This is a genomic window from Desulfoluna butyratoxydans (assembly GCF_900699765.1).
GTDB classification, from domain to species: Bacteria; Desulfobacterota; Desulfobacteria; order Desulfobacterales; family Desulfolunaceae; genus Desulfoluna; species Desulfoluna butyratoxydans.
This window is the reverse complement of sequence record NZ_CAADHO010000006.1, coordinates 310,154-326,237: the sequence shown is the minus strand read 5'-3', so window position 1 is coordinate 326,237 and position 16,084 is coordinate 310,154. Positions and strand designations below refer to the sequence as shown.

The 16,084-nt window shown below is 54.5% G+C and carries 10 protein-coding genes; 4 read left to right on the top strand and 6 right to left on the bottom strand.

Features of this window, described 5'->3' with window-relative positions; all coding sequences use genetic code 11:
* Positions 1 to 97: 97 nt before the first annotated feature.
* Positions 98 to 3,034 carry an autotransporter family protein gene (locus MSL71_RS17390; protein WP_180142760.1) on the bottom strand — a complete coding sequence of 979 codons (2,937 nt, stop codon included), beginning with the start codon at positions 3,032 to 3,034 and terminating at the stop codon, positions 98 to 100.
* Positions 3,035 to 3,655: 621 nt separating this feature from the next.
* Between MSL71_RS17390 and MSL71_RS17385 the strand changes: the two genes are divergently transcribed.
* Positions 3,656 to 4,414 (top strand): aspartate/glutamate racemase family protein, encoded by a 759-nt coding sequence (locus MSL71_RS17385; RefSeq protein ID WP_180142758.1) that lies wholly within the window; start codon positions 3,656 to 3,658, stop codon positions 4,412 to 4,414.
* Positions 4,415 to 4,717: 303 nt separating this feature from the next.
* Here MSL71_RS17385 and MSL71_RS17380 read toward each other — a convergent pair whose 3' ends face one another.
* The 3 genes from MSL71_RS17380 to MSL71_RS17370 form a co-directional block, all read right to left on the bottom strand.
* Positions 4,718 to 7,468, bottom strand: coding sequence for an exo-rhamnogalacturonan lyase family protein (locus tag MSL71_RS17380; RefSeq protein ID WP_180142756.1), 2,751 nt, complete (start codon positions 7,466 to 7,468; stop codon positions 4,718 to 4,720).
* A 249-nt stretch (positions 7,469 to 7,717) separates the two neighbouring features.
* Positions 7,718 to 10,504, bottom strand: coding sequence for an exo-rhamnogalacturonan lyase family protein (locus tag MSL71_RS17375; protein WP_180142754.1), 2,787 nt, complete (start codon positions 10,502 to 10,504; stop codon positions 7,718 to 7,720).
* A 201-nt stretch (positions 10,505 to 10,705) separates the two neighbouring features.
* Complete coding sequence (locus tag MSL71_RS17370) at positions 10,706 to 11,458, bottom strand: Rossmann-like domain-containing protein (protein WP_246317818.1); 753 nt, start codon at positions 11,456 to 11,458, stop codon at positions 10,706 to 10,708.
* Between the two features lie 432 nt (positions 11,459 to 11,890).
* Here MSL71_RS17370 and MSL71_RS17365 point away from each other — a divergent pair, with 432 nt between their 5' ends.
* Positions 11,891 to 12,517 carry a DUF3786 domain-containing protein gene (locus tag MSL71_RS17365; protein WP_180142752.1) on the top strand — a complete coding sequence of 209 codons (627 nt, stop codon included), beginning with the start codon at positions 11,891 to 11,893 and terminating at the stop codon, positions 12,515 to 12,517.
* 120 nt (positions 12,518 to 12,637) lie between these two features.
* On the opposite strand, the gene MSL71_RS17360 is transcribed toward MSL71_RS17365, so the two are convergent.
* Positions 12,638 to 13,087 (bottom strand): PaaI family thioesterase, encoded by a 450-nt coding sequence (locus MSL71_RS17360; protein WP_218951066.1) that lies wholly within the window; start codon positions 13,085 to 13,087, stop codon positions 12,638 to 12,640.
* 155 nt (positions 13,088 to 13,242) lie between these two features.
* Between MSL71_RS17360 and MSL71_RS17355 the strand changes: the two genes are divergently transcribed.
* Both MSL71_RS17355 and MSL71_RS17350 read left to right on the top strand, forming a co-directional pair.
* A complete protein-coding gene (locus MSL71_RS17355) occupies positions 13,243 to 13,929 on the top strand; it encodes a class I SAM-dependent methyltransferase (RefSeq protein WP_180142748.1) in 687 nt (228 codons plus the stop codon).
* The gene (locus MSL71_RS17350; protein WP_180142746.1) at positions 13,926 to 14,918 is read left to right on the top strand and encodes a DUF3795 domain-containing protein; all 993 of its coding nucleotides are present in this window, start codon (positions 13,926 to 13,928) and stop codon (positions 14,916 to 14,918) included. Before MSL71_RS17355 ends, MSL71_RS17350 begins: the two co-directional genes overlap by 4 nt.
* Before the next feature lie 167 nt (positions 14,919 to 15,085).
* On the opposite strand, the gene MSL71_RS17345 is transcribed toward MSL71_RS17350, so the two are convergent.
* Entirely contained in the window at positions 15,086 to 16,018 is a 933-nt protein-coding gene (locus tag MSL71_RS17345) for a hypothetical protein (protein ID WP_180142744.1), read from the bottom strand.
* Between the last annotated feature and the right edge of the window lie 66 nt (positions 16,019 to 16,084).

Below are 16,084 nucleotides of genomic sequence, written 5' to 3'. Positions count from 1 at the left end.
TATGCCAATGCGGGGATGGCGATCAGCTCTTTACCGTGTTGTCGGACTTTTGTAAATTCTGTTCTTTTTCAACAAGGAGACGGGCTCATCTGCACCATCACCACGCATAGGAAAGATTGACCCCTGCCCCCCACTCATCCCCATGGGCATTGAGAGAGTAAAGCACGCCGCCCCGTGCCTGCACACGGCTTGAAAGAGAACTTCCCAGGCCGATGCCCACAGTCATGATGTCACTGCCCCGGTTCTGGCCTTCAAAGGCCTGGGTGAATTCCGGGTGAGAGACAAGGGAGGCGTCGATGTCGTGGGCCTCGTTGCTGTTTGCGTAAACATCATGCTCGTAGCGAATAAAGGAGAGGGGAAACACCCTCGGAGCAAACGGAAGCCCTGCAAACTGCATGTTCAACCCCACAGAGGCCACAATGGCCTGGGCATCGGCATCATCAACGGCAAGGCTGAGGTTCGAATCGCCGCTTTCGGTGAACGACTCCTGATCATAGTAAATATAACTGAGCCCCAGCTCCGGGAAAAGCGCCAGAACCTCATTGGCAAACACCTGTTTTTTAGCGCTGATGGACGTATAGACGCTGTGGCTGGAGTAGCTTGCCTCGGGCACCGTCTCCGTGTGTCCCACCATCACGTACCGCTTGGAGTCATGATCCCCATAGCTGTACCCCAGGAGCACATCAAAGAGCCATCCGTTCTGTTCCGGGAGCAGGAGATATGCTCCAAGATGATACACGGAGCTGTCAAAGCTCTCCGTAAGAGAATCGTGCTCGTCCATCTCCTGGAGGCCATAGGAAAAATAGCCCCCCAGAAACCCGTCGCCAATACGGGCAAGGGTCCCGCCCACGGTGAACCCAGTGAGGGTATAATCAAAATTGCCAAGGTGCTCATCACCGTCCACGTTTCCGTCCACGTGGCCTGCGTCAAACCAGATCCCCTTTTCCGGTTGCGGCAACCCATCGCGACCCATGGTTTCCCCTGCTGAGCGCTCAAGAAACCCATGCCGCATCACCGTACCGATAATCATATCGATTTGCTCCAAAGAGACCGTCATGTACGACGAGTAGGGTTCCGCGTGGATAAAGTCTGCATGGCCCCCCACCTGGTCGTTGGTCAGCATATTCAGCGCGGCCTGGTTCTGGGCATTCCCGGTAGTGGCGCTGTTGACCATCAGCTGCATCCCGTTTTTCTGATTGGGGGTCGTCACGCCCGGGTGAGAGAGAAGGGTGGTGTATGGCTGCGTCTCCAGCTTCACCGTCACCTTGCCGTCTGCTGAAGGCGTGGCTGTCTGCCTGGCCGTGAGCAGGGCAGGCATGCTGCCGCCCAGGGTGGCCCCAATGGCATCGCCATCCGTGGTGCTGGTGACAAAAAATACCATATCATAACGCCCGTCGGCGGCTGCTCCCCCCGACGCATAGGCATCGGCACCAAGGCCTGCCTGCAGGGCCTCAAGGGTCAGGGACAAAGCGAGCGTCCCCGTGATGTTTACATCCGTAAAGGCCACGGAGTCGTTGTATTGATTGAACCCCGGTGCAATGGGCTGGCCACCGGGCAGGACCCGGAGATGAAATTCGTTTTTCCCCGTGGCCTGAAAGGGCGCCCCGGCTGCAGCACCGGCGAAATCAAGGGACGACAGCGCATCCCCCTGCTGGTGACGCAACACCACATCGCTGTTGCTTAGGGTGAACTGCTGTGAGGTAAACCGCATGGGGCTTGTCACAAGCCTGCCGTCATGCATGGCAAAGGAGGTCAATTGGTCCGCCTCGATGCTGTTGTAATACGAGAGCGTTGAATCCCTGATGTCCAGAGAATCCAGGGTATCCAGCCCGTGAACACCGTCAATGGTGACATCGGCCTGGTTGATCAGGTTCAGGCGAGAGACCTTCAGGGCGGGATGGGTGGCAGGAACCCCGGTAAAGCTGCGTTGAAAAACCGTGGTGCCTCCGTCCACGATGAGGGTGCCGTTCACCAGGTCTGTGTCGTCATAGGACGCCGACAAAAAGGCGCCGTCGCCGAAATGTACCGTGTTGTTCCCCTGAAAGGTAAACGATCCGTTGGCAGGGGATACCCCGCTGTGGATATAGGAACGCAGGTAGGTGTTGTTGTTCAAATGGATGGTCGAATTCGTCACCTGAAGAGGGCCTGTGCTCAGGTGCGAATGGTTCAGGTCCACTGGAGACCCGGAGCCGTAAGAGCCTTTAAGTGAAAGGGTGGCGCCGGTGATCTGAGACGGTTGTGACACATAGGAAAACAACTCCAGTTCTGAATTGGCAAGATCGAGACGGCTCCCCGGGTCCATAAGGAGCTGCGACGAGCTGCTGCTGAAAATACTGGTGGCGTTGTCCAGGGTCAGAGACGCGCCTTGCAGGATGCGAACCGTCAGAGAATTACTCGATTTGAGCTCCGCGTTGATGGTGTTCTGGCCGCTCGAGGCGGTGATGGTTGCAGCACGGGGGAATTTAATGATTCCCCTGGTGGGTATATGGGACACCTTGAGGGTTGCATCATCAAGCACAATGCTTTCAATGGAACGAATGCTCACCCCGTTGACGTAGTCATCGCTTACCAGGGGGTCATCGATGATCAGCTGGGCATTGGAGATCTGCAGGGACGTCAGAAAGAGTTCATAGGGAGATGCGGGCCCCGGTAGCGGCACCCGGGGACTCGGCGCTTCGGAGATCAGATAAAGCGTGTCGGTCAACCGGTCGTTTCCTTGGATAATAAGGGTATCAAGGGCATGCAGGTTGGATGTCGGTAAATTGGCCACCACCTGCTCCTGGGAAATGGCAAAGTGGTCGGCATAGTCGGCGTGGATCCTGAGGCTGTCGTAATGGTTGATGTCCCCCGACAGGATAATCTGCACCAGCAGCTCCCCTGAGCTGGTGATGTCAGCCAGGGTATGCCCTCTGTTGGACAGCGGCACAAAGGGGTGTACCGGCTGGTTGGGGCTCAAGTCGAATTCTGCGGCAGAGGAAAGCAGGGGGATCACGAATAGGGCCACTAAAATAAGATATATTTTACGTTGTTTCATGGCGTGCTCCAATCCTTAGGTATGGACATTCAATGCCTTGGGCGTCACGAAAAAACACATCACGTGTGGCACAACCCGGAACAGTAAAGGAATCAAATAAGCACAGAGGAAAATCAGCAAAAGAGGACACCGGGCTTGCCGATGAAGATACGGTATAAAAAGATACGGCAGAGGCCTTCAGCACCGACTGGTTTTATCAATGAAATTTAAATGGATGGGAAACAATGGCATGGATACGTTCATTAAACATGAATGCCCTTGGGAGCACAAGATAAAAAGCACAAAACACCGGAGCAATCTCAGGTCGAATACCCTGTAATTTTAAACCATTCACAGAGGTACTGCCAACGTTCGGGCCATCAGAACAAGTGCCATATCGCGCCTGCCGTCAGCCTTTTATTTTAGCCCGTGGCAAAACGCTCCAATCACCACCACAGCATACCGTGGCCTGCTTCGAGGGTCCTCCCTTCTTCACCTTGTCCGGGAACAGCGCCTGTGCTAAACCGTTGTTTGAGAAGTAAGGAATCACGCACTGCGGTTTTTTTGAAAAAAAGCGCCAAGGTCGAGGGGATGCGCTCTTCTGACGTTACGTCCATGCACACCAACCGGAGGGAACCGAACATGAAAAAGATCGGCATTTTAGGCGGCCTCGCCTGGCCCGCAACCGTTGAATACTACAAAGCCATCTGTGAGTTGAGCCAGAAATACCATGCCGACGCCGGGCTCCCGGGGCCCTCCCCCATGCCGGAGATGTGCATTGAATCGGTAAATATCAACTATTCGTACAACCGGAGAGGCACCTTTGGTGACGAGGAGTCATGGACGGCCTACGATGCCTATTTTCATGCGGCGCTGAAAAGGCTTGAAGACAACGGCGTGGATTTTGCCATCATTGCCAGCAACACGCCCCACAATCGATTTGATGCCATTACAAAAGGGCTGCGCATCCCGGTGCTCAGCATTTTTGAGGCTGTGGCCGCAACATGCAAGGCCCATGGGGTGTCCGACTGCCTCATTCTGGGAACAGAGCCAACCATGGACTCCGGGATCTTCCCCGGCTACCTCAAACGACACGGGGTCAACGGATTCGCCCCGCCTGAAGCGGCCTTGAAAGCCAAGGTAACGGGGCTGATCTCCGAACTGTTCAAAGGCAAAAGCGACAATGGCAGCGCCCGCATTGATGAGGTCGTCCGTGCGTCCTGTGATCAGACGACTGGAAAGCAAAGCGTCGTGTGCCTGGCATGCACCGAGCTTCCCCTGGCCTTTGAAGGCAAGGAGCAATGCGAAACCTTCCATCACAATGGTGTTTTCTACCTAAACACAACCATGATCCACGCCAACGCCACATTTCGGTATGCTGTGGAAGGGGAAGGAGCCTGATACCGAACCCAGCTCAAAAATAAAGCAAAAAAGCAATGCCTCCGGCGGCGAGGTGTGCCACCTCGAAAGCAGGTTGCGAATGCGCTTTCCCCTTCGTTCCTCAGGGGAAATCACATTCGCCATTGATTCAGATTAAACTGAATCTATCCTTAAAACCTAACTGTTAAACTCATCGACATAAAATCAGGCAAAAATTTAGCCACCGGAGGCATCTTTAACTTGGCTGCCTCCGGCGTCAAGGCGGGGCACCTTGAAACCCTGTGGCGAAAGCCAACGCCCAAACATAAGTTGTCACTTTCCCCTTTACGGGCAGGGCAACAAGGGGATGACCTTTTCGTGATCAGCAGGGACCACTTTATTGTACTTCACTGAAAAATAGTAATCGGTCCCAGGATCATAGGAACGGTAGGCAGGATCGCCCTCAGACAGACCATATCTGGCATTATACGTGCTGATGACCTGCGCAACGTCCACAGAGACGGACTCCACGTCTCCCCTTTTCTGTTTCGGTGCCGGTTCATTGGCAACGTTCAGCGCTGCCCAGTAGTTATCGTACATATCCGGGTCGTATTGGTAGGTTCGGGTCATCTGGTTGAAATTGAGGTTTTCCACCATGGGGACCGGGGCAACCTTGAGCTGGTACCCCCGAAGCCCATCCATGGGCGCGTTCCATGTGAGGGTGTAGACGGAGCCCTGCCGCGCAACGGAAGCCGCGCTGGAATTCCCCATATCCACACGCCCATTGCCCACAGGGGTGACATAGCCTGCGACCACGTTTCGATTGTAGTAATCATGGATAAATTTTGATGAATAGGGAGAGTAGACCCGCTCTTTGCTTTGGACCACCAGCATCCTCTTATAATGGGATTTATACTGAACCAGAAAGGCGTCGTCTCCCGTCATCTCGTACCCCAGGGCCATCAGGAACGAAAGGGGGTACTCCCCAGTATCATCAGACTCATTGGTGAGATCCAGGGACAATACGTAGACCTGATGCTCCAGAGGAATGATCTCTCGCAAGCAATGGTAAGCGTCACCCAAAAGGTAGTCCCGAAAGTCTTCATACATCAAAGGATCGTCGAAATTTTCAGGTTGATACGTCCAGAACGAATTCGGAAAGATATCGTATGCCATGAACACCTTGTTGCACCTACGGCCCTCCGGACAGTTTCCGGCTTTGCTCATGTAAAAAAAACCACGATCCAGGTCCCATCCGTTCTGGTCGACGTCTAAAGGCGTTGCCCTCATGCTCATAAAATTCCGAACAATACGATAAATCTTCTCCCGCCACACATCATTGCTGGCATAGAGGCCAAAGGCTCCGGCACGCCTGAGCGCCCTCGAAAACACGCGGGGATACCCCACGTAAGTGGTCCCATCGTAATAACTTCCGACAGCGCCTTTGCCGGAGCCCTGATCGTAGAGCGTATACTCTCCGTAGTCTTTCCACCCGTCCATGAACGACTCATCCCCTGTAAGGAAATAGCCAATGGGCACGGAGATGTCATGGGAATGCTCCCTTTCAATAGACTTATAATTAAATGCCAGCTTCTCTTGATCGGGTGGTATGACTTTATTTACATTGGTAAAAAGGTCAGGACCGTCAGCATAGAAATCAAAATCATCCGAATACCGTGTTGATCCGAACATTTTATGGTGGTCCATGTTCTGGGCAGCCAGAAACGCCCCACCGTTGCCGGTCTGCAGGTAGTGAAGGTACTGACACAAATTCACATCATACTGATTGGAGCCTCCGGACTGCCCCCAGACATAATACCTGCGCATGCTGTCCACATTGGAAATCTCATAGTTTTCCAGCCCGATCTCGGCAAGAAACCTCCGCGTCTCTTCATGGGTCGCGAGCCTCTTTTCGTAATAGATGGCCCCGGTGTCCCTGTAGTGTTGAAATGCCGCTCGCCCGGTCAAGGGGTATTGTATGGCGTAAAAGGTCTCTCTCGGTAACGGGGCATCCTCCTCTTTCGAAAACTCCAGCACCACCTGCCGTTTGTCATGGGCAAAAAAGGCGAACCCGATATCATCTTTTGAGTTCCACGGACTGAAGATATCAATGAACAGATCGCCGTCTTCCTCCATGGTGAACCCAGCCGGCCACATGCCGTAAAGATTTCGGATCCCGCAGTTGATCTGCTTTTCTGACGAGTACATGGCCGCGAACCCTTCGCTGTGGTGGGTCTCGTCCCCGAGGGGGTGGATCACCGCCCCTCCGTTGGCGACTTCAAGGCCCGTATCAGGGACCAGGCGCTCCCGGAGCTTGGAGGCGCCGCCAATGTACTGGATATATTTGTGGCTGCTGTAGCCCTGGTACAGGTATGCGGTTTCGTTGATGGGGCCATGGGATTCCGTCCCCGGACCGGTGGAAAAAAGATAGCTGGGGGCAGAGACCGTGGTGGGCAGCTCAATGCGAAGGGACTCGAAGATCTTCACCGAATAGGAAGCTATCTCAGCGTTTTTGATGATCAGGTCAAGCCGGACTCGGCCGGTGTTCTTGTAAAAATACATGCGCATGGTGTAGCCGAAAAGCCACGGCCCGCTTTCAGGCAGAAGGTGCCCATCACAGCGGATCACCGCTTTAACGGGGCCGTTCTCTTCGATCTCTGCCGTGGAATCGTCATCCAGGGCCGAAGAGTAGCGGGTTATCCCGCTGACGGCCGTAATGCCCCCTGTATTTCGCACATACGATGTACCGCCCAGAACCACGGAATCAAATACGTTGTAACGCTTCTTCCTGACCACAAACCGGGCAGCGCCCGTATTCACCGTAATATGATCAGGCCCGTCAACGGCAAGGTGAGGCCCTGCACTGTTGCCGGAACCGTTGGTAAGCCAGATTGCCTTGTTGCCGCCTGCCTCAACAGACGCCAGGGTATCCACAAGCACCCACTGAATGGTGCCGTCGGGGTACCTGTGAAGCGCTCGAAATTGATAATCGGATGCCCCCACAAGACCCAACTCACCGATGGATCGAACACCATCTGACCTGTCCAGGGGGACGCCGAAGGATGCAATTGCCTGGGCTCTTTTTATGCCCTCCACGCCTTCCGGAAGGACCTCATGAACAAGAATCTTAACAGCCGGATTAATACCGCACACCCCTTGAAAAGGAGCCATTCCGGCGATACAAAGCACCATGAATAAACAGCACAAGACACGCCTCACCAGTTCACACCGTAACAACGCCATCACCATGCACTCCTAACAAGTTTGATACGTATAAGAAACGTAGGGATGGGGGGCACCTAAATAAAGCATATTGCCATTGCCATTGCGCTTACGCTTTGCCCTTTACGGACAGGGAAGCGAGGGAATTGTCTCTGCGTAGGCAGCAGGGACCACTTTATTGTACTTCACTGCGAAATAATAATCGGTCCCAGGATCGTACGAACGGTAGGCAGGGTCGCCCTCAGACAAGCCATATCTGGCATTATACGCGCTGATGACCTGCGCAACGTCCACAGAGACGGATTCGGCGTCTCCCTTTTTCTGCTTTGGGGTCGGCTCATTGGCCACGTTCAGTGCGGCCCAGTAGTTATCATACATGTCCGGGTCGTATTGGTAGTTTCGGGTCACCTGGTTGAAGTTGAGGTTTTCCACCATGGGCACCGGAGCAACCTTGATCTGGTACCCCTGGAGCCCGTCCATGGGAGCATTCCACGTGAGGGTGTAGACGGAGCCCTGGCGCGCAACGGAAGCCGCGCTGGAATTTCCCATGTCCACGCGACCGTTACCCAAAGGGGCCACATAACCTGCGACAACGTTCCGATTGTAGTAATCGTAGATAAATTTTGACGAATAGGGGGAGTAGACCCGCTCTTTGCTTTGGACCACCAGCATCCTCTTATAATGGGATTTACACTGAACCAGAAAAGCGTCGTCCCCGGTCATCTCGTACCCTAAGGCCATCAGGAAAGAAAAGGGATACTCCCCACTATCATCGGACTCATTGGCGAGATCCAGGGACAATATGTAGACCTGATGCTCCAGCGGAATGATCTCTCTCAGGCAATGGTAAGCGTCCCCTAAAAGATAGTCCCGAAAGTCTTCATACATCAAAGGATCGTCGAAGTTTTCAGGTTGATACGTCCAGAACGAATTCGGAAAGATATCGTATGCCATGAACACCTTGTTACATCTGCGGCCCTCCGGACAGTTTCCGGCTTTGCTCATGTAAAAAAAACCACGATCCAGATCCCATCCGTTCTGGTCGATGTCTAAAGGCGTTGCTCTCATGCTCATAAAATTACGGACAATGCGATAAATCTTCTCCCGCCACACATCCGTACTTGCATAGAGACCGAAGGCGCCGGCACGCCTAAGCGCCCTCGAAAACACGCGGGGATACCCCATGTAAGTGGTCCCATCGTAATAACTCCCTACAGCCCCTTTGCCGGAGCCCTGATCGTAGAGCGTATACTCCCCGTGGTCTTTCCACCCGTCCATGAACGACTCATCCCCTGTAAGGAAATAGCCAATGGGGACGGAGATATCATGAGAATGCTCTCTGTCGAAGGGCTTGTAATTAAATGACAGCTCCTCCTGCTCCGGTGGTATGACCGTATTTACATTGGGAAAAAGCTCAGGGCCGTCAACATAGAAATCAAAATCATCCGCATGCCGTGTCGACCCGAACATTTTATGATGGTCCATGTTCTGGGCAGCCAGAAACGCCCCGCCGTTACCGGTCTGCAAATAGTGAAGGTACTGGCACAAATTGACATCATACTGATTATCGCCTCCGGCCTGCCCCCAATGATAATACCTGCGTATGCTGTCCACATTGGCCATCTCATAGTTTCCCAGCCCGATCTCGGCCAGGAACCTCCGCGTCTCTTCATGGGTCGCCAGTCTCTTTTCGTAATAGACGGCTCCGGTGTCCCTGTAGTGTTGAAATGCCGCCCTCCCGGTCAAGGGGTATTGTATGGCGTAAAAGGTCTCTCTCGGTAACGGGGCATCCTCCTCTTTCGAAAACTCCAACATCACCTGCCGTTTGTCATGGGCAAAAAAGGCGAACCCGATATCATCTTTTGAGTTCCACGGACTGAAGATATCAATGAACAGATCACCGTCATCCTCCATGGTGAACCCAGCCGGCCACATACCGTAAAGATTTCGGATCCCGCAGTTGATCTGCTTTTCTGTCGAATATATGGCCGCGAACCCTTCGCTGTGGTGGGTCTCATCCCCGAGGGAGTGGATCACAGCCCCTCCGTTGGCGACCTTCAGGCCCGTGTCGGGCACCAGGCGTTCCCGAAGCATGGAGGCGCCCCCCAGGTACTGGATATACTTGTGGCTGCTGTAGGCCTGGTACAGGTATGCGGTTTCGTTGATGGGGCCGTGGGATTCCGTCCCCGGACCGGTGGAAAAAAGATAGCTGGGGGCAGAGACCGTGGTGGGCAGCTCAATGCGAAGGGACTCGAAGATCTTCACCGAATAGGAAGCTATCTCAGCGTTTTTGATGATCAGGTCAAGCCTTACTCGGCCGGTGTTCTTGTAAAAATACATGCGCATGGTGTAGCCGAAAAGCCACGGCCCGCTTTCAGGCATAAGGTGCCCGTCACAGCGGATCACCGTTTTAACGGGGCCGTTCTCTTCGATCACTGCCGTGGAATCATTATCCAGGGCCGATGAGTAGCGGGTTGATCCGCTGACGGCCGTAATCCCACCCGTACCCTGTATAAACGGGGTCCCTTCCACAACCACGGAGTCAAACACATTGTAATGATTCTTCCTGACCACAAACCGGGCAGTACCCGTATTCACCGTAATGCTATCAGGCCCATCCACGGCAAGATGGGGCCCTGCACTGTTGCCGGAACCGTTGGTAAGCCAGATCGTCTTGTTCCCACCTGCCTCGACAGACGCCAGGGTATCCACAAGCACCCACTGAATGGCGCCGTCGGGGTACCTGTGAAGCACTCGGAATTGATAATCGGATGCCCCCACAAGGCCCAATTCGCCGATGGATCGAGCACCATTTGACCTGTCTAAGGGAACGCCGAAGGATGCAACGGCGTGGGCTCTTTTTATGCCCGCCACGCCTTCCGGAAGGACCTCATGAACAAGAATCTTCATAGCCGGGTTGATACCGCACACCCCTTGAAAAGGGACCATTCCGGCGATACAGAACACCATGAAAAAATAGCACAAGACACGCCTAACCAGTTCACACCGTAAAAACGCCATCACCATGCTCTCCTAACAAGTTTGATACGTACAAGAAACGTAGGGATGGGGGGGCGTACCACATATCACGTCAAAGCAGCGTCAACCGTTTCAATGGCCGCACCGGCAGTAGGTCTTCAGATTGAGTATCCTGGCTGCCGCCGAAACAGTAACTCCGTAAAACACAACGGGCTTGCCCCGGTTCAGGAATGTCGGCAGGGAGCCGTTGACCAGGGTCGAACCCGTGGCAAAAATCGTATCGCACCAGGAAATGGCCTCTTCCGTCACCTCCGGTGGTTCGATGACGACCCCGGAAAACGCGGTGCCTATATTGCCTTCATCCATGTCCACGGCCCGGACGTTGCATTGAGCGGCAAGGTTTTCAAGGAACCGGGGCTGGTGCCCCACAAGGAGCACCTTTTGGCCCGGGGTTATGGCTTCTGCCACATGGCCTGCACACTCCAGGGGTTCGGCGTCTCTGCAGTGTACTGTTTTCTCGCAGACGTTCAGGTACCGGTACACCGCGTTGAGCCCCGCCACAAAACTGGCCCGTTTGCTGTTGGAGTTAAGGGGCATGGTCATGAGGTCGTCCACCGAGTAATCGGCCTGTTCGTACGCATCGGCAAAGGCCTGGCCCCTGGCACCGCCGAACTCCGCCTCCACCATCACCTCCCTGCCCTTGATGATGGGGTAGTCATCGTGTTCGGGGGTTCCGATGGCCTCTTTGGCCGAAAGGGCCTTGCATCTTACCTGGATCCGCTGACCTGAAAGCTGGTGTCCGCTTATTTGTTGCCCTAAGGCAACGCGCAATTCGTCAAATAAGTTCATGGAGACCTCGTCGTCCTTTTCAAAAATATCTTTCACCGTTTTCTGCTCGACTTTTTTCTCCCTCCGGGCGCGCCCCATTAATTATCTGAGCCCACCACAAGGGCTATGCCCCAAAATATCAATACATAACGATATTCCGCCTCATATTCGTTACATCTCGAAGCAACGATCAAAAAAGCATGCTGAGGACTTATGGAGTGATCTCATCATGTGTAATTTGTTCTTGGCATGGCCCTGAATTAAATATCTACACTACACAACAAAAGATATTGAATCAAACATGAAGTCAAAAAAAGAAAAGATATCTCCGCCCCCTGCCCCACATGCCTTGCCCCCACCAGGGCCTTGTGATAACTATTCGTAATTAAGCAAGACATCCTCACCTTAAGGAAGACGCGCCCCATGGCAGAAGCACACCGACAATCATGGCTTTAAGACACCTTTTACAGAGCAATCGGAGGCATTACCATGGCTGAAAAGGCTCCCGTATTTGACCAGATCAAAAAGGATTATCTCCGTCAGGTAGAGGCCCTTGAAGGGGCCCCGGACATCGCCGAAACGCTGGGCATCACCGCCGACGATAACACATGGCACATCCCGTTTTTCGGCCGGACGCACACCATCACCCCCCATGCCATATCCGATGAAGCGGGCCAGGAGGCCAATCACATCACATGGGTCCTTCTCTCCAAATACCTGCTTCTGTGCCCCGAAAATGCCCCCCAGGATGACTCCTTGGTAACATACAAGGACTTCAAAGATGCCGCACCCTATGTGGGAGGATTCAGGAACACAGCGTCGCAACCCATCGCCACCCATTTCGAAGGAGCCGTTGAGGCATTGGAGAAGCAATGCCGTGCCTTCGGCGGCCAGCCCTTTGCCACGGATGTCTCATGCGAACTTGCCTTTCGCTTCCAGGCCCTGCCCCGGATCCCGGTGGTCCTCCTCTTCAACGATGCCGACGAGGACTTCCCGGCCCAGGCCACCCTGCTGTTTCAACAAGATGCGTCCGCCTACCTGGACATGGAATGCCTTGCCATGGTGGGCTCGACACTGGCGGCTCGTCTCAAGGGGGTTTCCCTGGATTACCTCTGATGGCTCACATTGCCCATCCCTGACATGTCGGTGGATCTCCAAGGCATGCCTCCGGCGGCCCTGCCGGGGGCTAAACGTTTAAAAAGTTCAACAAACAGATCCTGAGTAAAACTTCCAGCCTCATGGGATCGGCGGAGCATACCCGGTGGCCTCCGCAAGGGGCGTCCTGCCCTTGACAAACACCCCGTTTCCCCTGCCCACTTCCCGCCCCTTTTCATCATAAAGGACAGATTCTGCAACAAACTGAGTCTTCCCGATATTGACCACACGGCCTTCGGAGCGTAAAGTACCCTGCACAACGGGCCTCAGCAGATAGGTGGTAAAGGAGCTCGTCAGGACAAAGGTTTCGTGCTCAAGGGAGTTGGCCGCGAAAAATGCGGCGTCGTCCAGCATCTTGAAGTAAACAGAGCCATGGGCGGCACCGCCTGAGTGATGGTGATGCTCGGCAAGCACCATCTCAATGGTTGCCCTGCCCTCTTCCACGGTCATGGTCGGGTGATAAAATGCCTTGTTCAACGGGGCGGCGGCATACATACGCTCCAGGGAACGATAGTGGTCGGTGGGACTCACGGTACCTCCTTGTCTTAGTCTTAATCTCTCTGGATGAAAGACGCCGGGACAAACCCAATAATTCTCCATGGGCCATAAATATTATAGTCCTATCCCACAGAAACCTGAATGACAAAGGTTTGCTATGACCCATCCCATGCGTAAGGAAAAAAGCCATGAACCCACTTGACGTTCAGACAACCTACTGGGACAGCGTTGCCTCAAAAAAAACCTTTTCCCACCCCGTCGATATCGACACACTCCGAACCTGGGTGCGCCCGGATGAAAAAATCCTCGACTACGGCTGCGGCTACGGACGAACCTGCGCCGAGCTGGCGGAAAACGGATATCGCAACGTCACCGGGGTGGACATCTCCCGTGCCATGATCAAGCGGGGCCTTGCTGCAAACCCGGCCCTTGACCTGCGGCATAGCGACGCCGAAACCCTGCCCTTCCCCGAGCACTCGTTTTCCGCGTGCACCCTTATGGCGGTCCTGACCTGCATCCCCACAGACGCAGGCCAGAAACAGGTGATGGCAGAAATCTTCCGGGTCCTTCGCCCCGGAGGCGTCCTCTACCTCAGCGATTACCCACTGCAAAACGACGAAAGAAATACCGCCAGATACCGGCAGTACGAAGCCGACTACGGACAGTACGGCGTCTTCGGGCTTCCCGAGGGCGCCGTGGTCCGGCACCATGCCATGCCCTGGATCCATGAACTCCTCTCCTCCTTTGAGCTCCTTGAGGAACAAACCATTGAGGTTGCCACCATGAACGGGAACAAGGCCACCATCTTCCAGGTCATCGCAAAAAAACCGGAACGGCGGGAGACCACCCCAGCAAAGGAAACCGCGACGTTATGAGAAACATCCTTGTGTCGGATATTTTTGGAAAAACACCGGACGTAACGGAGCTCGGCAACGAGCTCCCCGGCACCTTTGAAATTGTTGATCCCTACTGCGGCCTTTTCATGGAATTCAAAGAAGAATCCGCCGCCTACCAGTACTTCACCGAGAATATCGGCCTGGATCGTTATTGTGAGATCCTCTCAAAAAAGATCGATGAATCACCCGGCCCTGTGACCCTCATCGGGTTCAGCGCGGGGGCCTCGGCCGCCTGGCGCCTCTCTGAAACGGTTTCCCCAGACAAAGTCCGTCGTGTGGTCTGCTTCTACGGATCGCAAATCAGGAATTGGCGCGCCATTAACCCGGTGGTGCCCACGGACCTCGTCTTTGCCAGAGAAGAGCCCAGCTTTTCGGTGGCCGAGCTTGCCGAAGCCCTTTCCAGCAAAAAAAACGTCCGGGTGCACCGCTCTCAATATCTCCACGGATTCATGAACCCTGCCTCCCTCAACTTTCATGAAGCCGCCTACGCCAGCTACATCCACTGGCTCACCGGCGGGCTCGCAGAAACGGCCTATTGCGGCATCTATTGCCCGGACTGCATCCGCTACCACAACCGGTTCGAAGCCCATGCGCAGCACCTGAAAGAAGAACTCGAAAAGGTGGCCTTCCACAAATACGCGGCCGTGGACTCGCCCTTCGGGGCCAGTTTTTCTCATTACAACGAGTTCTCGGAGGTCTTAGACGCCCTGGCGGAATCCGGGTGCAAAAAGCCCTGTCGGGTGGGAGGCGGGTGCTCGGGGACACCCTGTAAAATCATGGAGTGCTGTCTCTCAAGGAAATACGAAGGGTGCTGGGAGTGTGACGAGGTGGACGCCTGCGACAAATTTGACCTGCTGGAACCCAGGTGCGGAGAGATGCCCAAAAAAAATATCCGAACCATCAAACAACACGGCCCCCAGGACTGGATTGCCTTCAGGGAGCCGTTTTATATCTGGCAACAAAAGTAAGAACGCCGTCACTGTTCAGCGATGCCTCCGGCGGGTCGCTTTTTGAAAAAAGCTCCGCAAAAACGTTTCTGTCGCGCCGTAGCCCTTGGCCAAGGCAGCCCAAACGTTTGGCCCCGACAGGGCCGTCGGAGTTTTTTTTGAGCTGAATAATGTCCTCAGACAAACGGTTAACCGCTGTCAGAGCCACCTTCTGCAAGGGTTTTCACCAGCCAGAAAAACAGGGTCGCGTTGGGCATGTCGTCGTAATCAAAGGACAAGGAGCCGTCCTTACCTGACGAAGAGAACCATCCCCTGGCTTGGGGCTTGCTGCTGTGAACGGTGATGATCCCCCGGCTCAGGCTGATAGAGCTGATATGGGCGACATCCAGCTTCAATCGCCTCTGCCCCTCATAGATATTCAGATGGCCGAGGCCGAGTTCGATGGTCAGGTCCTTGACCTGAAAAGGAATGTTCCCACCGTTTTCAAGGACCAGCAGCATCCTGTCCAGCTCATAGGAGTTCCAGGCATCTTCGGCTGCCATGCCGTAGTAGTAAAGGTGACCGGGGTCGTCGGGGCTCCCGCCTTTCTTGGTGTACGCCCCTGCAATCCGATAGCGGATGGCGCCTGTTCTGTCCTTCCACGCAAAGTCAAAGGAGGTGTCCCGGTAGATAAGCCCGCCGTAGTTCTCCGTCTTGTCTACATGGAGGGAGCACACCTCGTCAAAGCGCAACTTTTTTTCCTTGGGGACAGCACACCGGCTTCCTTTCAGGGTATATTCCGCAAGCCCCTGACTTCCCACATAGGTGCAGGTTCCCCGGAACACCCCGTGGTCCATGCCAAGCAAAAAACCGAGGATAAGCCCCGCCGTGACCCACAGAAAAAAAGGGCCCTCCCAAGGAGGCAGGTCAAGCCCCCGTGCAAGGCCGTACCCCAAAAGCGCCCCCACCCCTGTGCTGACGAGGGCAGTGGCCAGGCGTCTGCCCCACCCTTGTGGCGTATCCCCCCTCTTAAGAGAGGTGTGGGCCGAAAGGATCTCGCCGATATGCTCCGGGGGCGGAGCAAAAAAATCGCTCTCCTCCGGCTGTTCATGCCCGGAATGGGTCTGTGTATCTGTTACCATGTCTTGCCTGAGCTCTCTTTGTGTACCCAACCGTTTCTCTCTTCCTTCATGTGCGTCATGCTTGAG